At 63.4% G+C, this 5133-nt stretch carries 5 protein-coding genes; 2 read left to right on the forward strand and 3 right to left on the reverse strand.

The window, feature by feature from the left end; all coding sequences use genetic code 11:
• The coding region (locus tag F4V54_RS10090) for an HAD-IC family P-type ATPase (RefSeq protein WP_150387046.1) at window positions 1–812 on the forward strand (812 nt) is incomplete at its 5' end.
• 48 nt (window positions 813–860) lie between these two features.
• Window positions 861–1547 (forward strand): DUF305 domain-containing protein, encoded by a 687-nt coding sequence (locus F4V54_RS10095; RefSeq protein ID WP_170253150.1) that lies wholly within the window; start codon window positions 861–863, stop codon window positions 1545–1547.
• A 583-nt stretch (window positions 1548–2130) separates the two neighbouring features.
• Here the strand turns inward: F4V54_RS10095 and F4V54_RS10100 are convergent.
• The 3 genes from F4V54_RS10100 to F4V54_RS10110 all read right to left on the reverse strand — a co-directional run.
• Complete coding sequence (locus tag F4V54_RS10100; protein WP_102723270.1) at window positions 2131–2823, reverse strand: ABC transporter ATP-binding protein; 693 nt, start codon at window positions 2821–2823, stop codon at window positions 2131–2133.
• A 62-nt stretch (window positions 2824–2885) separates the two neighbouring features.
• Window positions 2886–3968: a FecCD family ABC transporter permease gene (locus tag F4V54_RS10105; RefSeq protein WP_102723223.1), complete on the reverse strand. Its 1083-nt coding sequence runs from the start codon at window positions 3966–3968 to the stop codon at window positions 2886–2888.
• A 3-nt stretch (window positions 3969–3971) separates the two neighbouring features.
• Window positions 3972–5133: ABC transporter substrate-binding protein (locus F4V54_RS10110; protein WP_428840493.1), on the reverse strand; the 1162-nt coding region annotated here is incomplete at its 5' end.

Raw genomic sequence — 5133 nt, forward strand, 5'->3', positions numbered from 1 at the left:
GCAGGGGAGTCCGGGCCACTGTCGATGGCGCTGAGATCCTCGTGGGCGGGCCGAACATGCTGCGCGAGTTCAACCTCACCACCCCGGCCGAGCTCACCGACACCACCAGCGCCTGGACCGGGCGTGGGGCCGGTGTGCTCCATATTGTCCGCGACGGTCAGATCATCGGTGCGGTGGCCGTCGAGGACAAGATCCGCCCCGAATCCCGCGCCGCCGTGAAAGCCCTGCAGGACCGCGGGGTGAAGGTCGCGATGATCACCGGTGACGCGCAGCAGGTGGCCCAGGCAGTTGGCCAGGACCTGGGGATCGATGAGGTCTTCGCCGAGGTCCTGCCCCAGGACAAGGACACCAAGGTCACCCAGTTACAGGAGCGTGGCCTGAGCGTGGCCATGGTCGGCGACGGTGTCAACGACGCCCCTGCTCTGACCCGCGCGGAGGTCGGTATCGCCATCGGGGCCGGCACGGATGTGGCCATGGAATCCGCCGGAGTGGTCCTGGCCAGTGATGACCCGCGGGCAGTGCTGTCGATGATTGAGCTCTCGCAGGCCAGCTACCGCAAGATGATCCAGAACCTCATCTGGGCCTCTGGCTACAACATCCTCGCCGTGCCGCTGGCCGCCGGCGTGCTCGCCTCGATCGGGTTCGTGCTGTCCCCGGCCGTGGGCGCGATCTTGATGTCTGTTTCGACCATCGTGGTGGCTCTGAACGCCCAGCTGTTGCGCCGCATTGATCTGGATCCGGCCCACCTGGCTCCGACCGAGTCGAAGGAGGAACACACCACGCCTACTCCGGCATCCACCGCCATCCACTGATCCACCACTTCTCTCCACTGCCCCCGTATGACCCTGAAAGGCTCCACCATGAAGCGCACCCTTGTTCTTTCCGCTCTCGCCGTGGCCTCCTCCCTGGCGCTGACCGCCTGCGGTGAGGCCACCGAGTCAGGCAACACCGACGCCACCACCTCGACCACCAGCACTGCGACGACTACCGCTGAGACGACCGAGACCACCACGGCGAAAACTGAGGCGGACGGGGAGATCTCCGCCGATCACAACGACGCGGACATCATGTTTGCCCAGATGATGATCCCTCATCACCAACAGGCCGTGGAGATGAGTGAGATGCTCCTGGCCAAGGAGGGTATCCCCGCCCAGGCCGTGGAGTTTGCCCAGGGGGTTATTGATGCCCAGGGACCGGAGATTGACCGGATGAACGCCATGCTCGAGGCCTGGGGCCAGCAGCCGGTCACCGACTCTGGGGGCATGGGGACCATGGACGAGATGGGTGGCATGGATCACGGCGAGATGGGGGGCATGAGCGGGATGATGAGCCAGGAGGACATGACAGCCCTTGAGGAAGCCCAGGGCACCGAGGCTGCCCGTCTATACCTGGAGCAGATGACCGCCCACCACGAAGGTGCGGTCGACATGGCCCGTGACGAGGTTGCTGACGGCCAGAATCCCCATGCGATCACCCTGGCCGAACAAATTATCAACGACCAGGAGGCCGAGATCGCCCAGATGCAGCAGATGCTCACTGACCTATGACAGGTCCCCATCTTTTTCTGATCCCGAGGACAGGAATCTGAAAAAGAGGGATAACCGTGACGATTGCCACCTGCTGCGGGCGATGGGTCGTTGTCACCGGAGCGGGTGCACCGGGGTGGATGTTTCTTCTCCCTCTGGTCGTACCACTGAGGAAAGGAATCTCCTGTGTCCAGACCCTTGGAGAACTACGCGTTATTATCCGATACTCACACGGCCGCCCTGGTCTGCCGACAGGGCAGCATTAATGTTGGGGGTGTCCCCCGAGCAGTGGACACGGCGTTGGTGTCAGTTAGGCAACGAGGCCTACGGTAGCAGCCGTCGTCGCGGTCTCGAAGGTCGTACTGCGATCCTAGCTATCGCTTTTTACTTCTTGTATCTACTCAATCTCTAGCAGCTTCTACTGTATGTCCATAGGGTAAAGGGTATTTCTCAACGACACGTCGTCGAATTTAAGTTCAATGTGTAGCTAACGTGTAGTCAGGGTGTACCGCGTCGCGCTCGACTTCCCACGCGAAGCTAGCCCCAGCGATGCGTCCCTGGAACCCGGACATGAACTGGCCGGGCTGGATATGGGCCCGCGCATTCACACCGGGCAGATGACCGGCACGCCGTCGTCGTCGAGGATGCGGGCGCTAATGCCGTAGACCTCGTTGAGGAGCTCAGGGTTGAGCACCGCGGCCGGGGTATCCAGTGCCACGACACGGCCCGCTTTGACGACGAGCAGCTCGTCGCAGAAACGTGCGGCGAGGTTGAGGTCGTGGATTGCAACCAGGGCAAGCCTGTCGGTTCCCACCACTTCATCGCGGATGATGTCAAGCAGGTGCACCTGGTGGCGCAGGTCGAGGGCGGACGTGGGTTCGTCGAGAAGCAAGACGCTCGGGGTGCGCACGAGCATCTGCGCGACGCTGACCAACTGGCGCTGGCCGCCAGACATGTCGGAGACCATGCGGTCGGCGAGGTGCGTGATGTTGAGTCGCTCCATGATGTCCGCCGTTGCCGCGACTGGATCAGCATCGACCGCGCCGCGGCGCTTCGCGGAAACCATGATGGACTCGAACGCGGTGAGTGACGCGGTGGTCAGCATGTCTTGGGGCACGTAGCCGATGGCGGTGGTGCGAGACTTGCCGGTGACTTCGCACCCATCGACGACGATGGAGCAGGTGCCTTGCGACGGCTTCTTAATCCCCGCGATGGTTTTCACCAGCGTGGACTTGCCGGCGGCGTTTGGGCCGATGAGCCCTACGACTTTGCCTTCTTCCAGCGGGCCGAAGGTCATGTCGTCGATGATCGTGGCACGGCCGTAGCCGACGGTGAGGTGCTCAGCGGAAATTACCACGGTTAGCCCCTCTTTCGTGCGCGGGTGAAGATGAGGAAGACGAAGAACGGCACGCCGACCAGCGAGGTGATGATGCCGATGGGGATCGCGAGCCCTGGGATGATGGAGAGCGATACCGCATAAGCCACGCTGAGCAGCATCGCGCCCGCGGCTGCCGCGCCGGGAAGGAAGAACTTCTGGTCCTCGCCCACCAGCATGCGGGCGACGTGGGGGCCGACAAGGCCGATGAAGCCGATGATGCCGGTGAACGCGACCGCCGAGGCGGCCAGGAAGGATGCCACAAGCAAGGTAGTGAGGCGCAGGCGTTTGACGTCGATGCCGAGGGCGGCAGCGCGATCGTCGCCAAGCCGTAGTGCCGTTAGGCGCCAGGAGTTGACCACGCAGAAGGGGATCGCTGCGGCGACCACCACAGCGAGGATGACGTTCGCGGTCCAGTTCGCGCGCTGCATCGAACCCATGGTCCAGAACACGATCTGTTGGAGCGCTTCGATGTTGGCGCTGTACTGCAGCAGCGAGAGCAGGGCCTGGAAGAAGAAACTCAGCGCGATTCCGAGGAGGATCATCGATTCGGCGGTGGCGCCGCGCCACACGGACGCGACTGCCACGATAGCGACGGCGAGAAGTGCTGCGATCGCCGCGGTGAGCGCCAGGTTGAACTGCGGGTTCGGGATGAGCGTCCAGCCCATCACAATGGCGATCGCCGCACCGAACGCGGCTGCCGCCGAGATACCGAGGGTGAAGGGCTCGGCAAGGGGGTTGTCCAAGATGGTCTGCATCTGCCCGCCAGCGAGGCCGAGCGCGGCGCCGCACAGCAGTGCCATCACCGCAGCGGGCAAGCGCAGGGTGCGAATGACCACGCGGGTCTGATCCTCCACCGACTCGGGGTGGAAAACGGCGTTGTAGACGTCGGCAAGTGCGATGTCGATGGGGCCGACGACGACGGCGACGAGGAAGCTCGCGAAGGCCGCGATGACCAGCCCCACGATAGCGAACGCTTTGTTGCGCCCGCGCTTGTGGTAGCTCGTAATCGCGGCCTGGCGAGCATCCACGTTTGCGGCGGGCTGCGCGGATACTCGAGTTGTCATGGGTTAGCTCTCGTCCGGGTTCGCAGGATCGTAGAAGAACACGCCGCTGTACTCGAACGGCATCCACTCCTTGTGGAACTCGATGAAGTCCTTGGTGGGGTGGTAGTCAGCGAACTCCTCCGGGTGGATCCACCTGGCAAAGGCTTCAAGCGCGAAGACGTTGAACGGGTTGTCGTAGAACTGGTGGTACACGGCGAAATAGTTGCCGGTCTGCGGCGCTTCGAGCAGCTCGAAGCCGGGCAGTTGCAGCGGGCCGCTGCTAGTTTCTTTCGCCAGCTTGACATCAGACTGGTAGCCCATCTCCACGTGACGGAAGAGGTCGGTCTTGTTCGGGTCGCGCGCCCACTCGCCGCCGGTGACAATGATTTTCTCCGGGTCGAGCTCAATCATCTTCTCTGGGGTGATGGTCTTACTTTCCGGGCCGAGGACTTCTGGGCCGAGGTTGTGGCCGCCGGCCGCGGTGACCAAGGTGCCCAGGTGCACGTTGCCTGCGATGGCGCAGCACTCGTTGTATCCGGCTGCGGTCCACAGCAGTACGTCAGGCTTCTCGGCAATCTTCGCTGCACGCTCGGAGATTTCCTTGACCTTCGCGTCGTAGAACTCGTTGTACTTCGCGGCGCGTTCGCTCTGGCCGAGCAGGTCACCCAGAAGCTGCATGGATACGGTGGTGTTTTCCAGCGGCTTCTGGCGGAAGTCGATGTAGGCGTAGGTAATGCCGGCGGCATCCATGTCTGCGATCATGCCGGCCTCTTCGGCGGCCTTCTTCTGGTCGAGCGTCATAATGACCACGTCCGGGTCCTGCGCGAGCAGGTTCTCAACGGTGACGTCGCCCTTCTGGATCATCCCGATCGCCGGCAGATCCTTCGCTTCCGGCTGCAGTTCGAGGAGCTTATCGCGGAATGCGCCCGCGTTCTTCACCAGGTCTTGGCCGTACGCAACTATGTTGTCCAGCGGGTTCTCCTGCAGCAGGGCGGTGGCGTAGGCTGCGCGGCCCTCAGCCAGCACGATGCGGTCCGGCATCTCCGCGAACTCGATGGTGCGGCCCGCCGCGTCCTTCACCGTCAGCGCTGCGTCCGCAGTGCGTGCCGACGTGGCAACCTCAGAGGATGCCGTGCTGGCGGTGGTGCTGCCGGAGTCGGAGCAGGCGGCCAGGCCGATCGTGGTG

It is taken from the genome of Corynebacterium tuscaniense (assembly GCF_008693065.1).
GTDB lineage: Bacteria > Actinomycetota > Actinomycetes > Mycobacteriales > Mycobacteriaceae > Corynebacterium > Corynebacterium tuscaniense.